Here is a 948-nt window from a genome sequence, read left to right as displayed (position 1 = left end):
CTCCTCGGGCAGCAGTCCCAGGGCCTTGAGCTCGGCCCAGAAGGCGGGCGGAATCGGGTGCGCGAGGAGACCGGCGCTCTCGGCGATCTCGTGGGGCGCGCGGGCGCCGACCACGACGGTCACCACCGCCGGGTGTCCCAGCGGGAACTGGAGCGCGGCGGCCAGGGGCGGCACCGCGTGCCGGTCGCATACGGCCCGGATCGCCCGCACCCGCGCGCCCAGTTCGCGGGGGACGCTCCGGTAGCCGTGCGGCGCGCCGGGGCGGGGATCGGCCAGCAGGCCCGACTGGTAGACGCGGACGGTGACGCTCCGCCGGGGCCGTGCCGGCAGCCGGGCACGGCCCCGCGCCATCACTGCAGGGAGACCCCGTAGCCCGCCATGGGCGGGGCGAAGGGCGAGACCATGGGGGCGAGTTGTACGCCCGGGGCGAGGCCCAGGGCGACAAGCGCGTCGGGCAGGCCGCGGCCGGTGCGGGCCGCTTCCCAGGAGCCGGGGATGGCCAGCGGGCGGCAGCCGGCGGCGATGATCTCGAACAGGCGCTGGACGCGGCCGGGTCCACGGGGCGGCAACTGGCCACGGAAGTCCTCGTGGTGGGCGAGGACGAGGGCGGCGAGACCGGCGACATGGGCCGAGGCCGGGCCGGTGCCGTCCAGCGCCGCGTAGCCGCCGTGCGGCGAGCAGGACAGGATCGCCACCCCGGGCGCGACCACGTCGACCTCGGGGCCGTACGCGCTGAACCGCGCGGTGAACAGGCCCTCCGGGGTCAGCGGCGGGCCCGCGTGGGTGGCNNNGGGCGTCGGCGAGCTTGCGGGACACCAGTTCGGAGGAGTACGGGGTGGCCACCGCGATATGGGCGATGTCGACCTCGGCGTCGATGCAGTGGTCGAGCGCGGCGATCAGATCGCTGAAGCGGCCGCCGGGCAGCACCCGGCAGGCCTCGATACGGGC

At 76.7% G+C, this 948-nt stretch carries 2 protein-coding genes; both read right to left on the bottom strand.

The window, feature by feature from the left end:
• Positions 1–351, bottom strand: a 351-nt coding sequence (locus CCN51_RS28605) for an aldo/keto reductase (RefSeq protein WP_211303259.1), incomplete at its 3' end; no start/stop codon positions are given.
• The gene (locus CCN51_RS57985) at positions 351–710 is read right to left on the bottom strand and encodes a hypothetical protein (protein ID WP_245881701.1); all 360 of its coding nucleotides are present in this window, start codon (positions 708–710) and stop codon (positions 351–353) included. The genes CCN51_RS57985 and CCN51_RS28605, both read right to left, overlap by 1 nt.
• Positions 711–948 lie beyond the last annotated feature (238 nt).

This window comes from Streptomyces milbemycinicus, from assembly GCF_002154605.1.
GTDB classification, from domain to species: Bacteria; Actinomycetota; Actinomycetes; order Streptomycetales; family Streptomycetaceae; genus Streptomyces; species Streptomyces milbemycinicus.
Note: the sequence above shows the minus strand (reverse complement) of the source record. Positions and strands in the feature narration are given on the sequence as shown.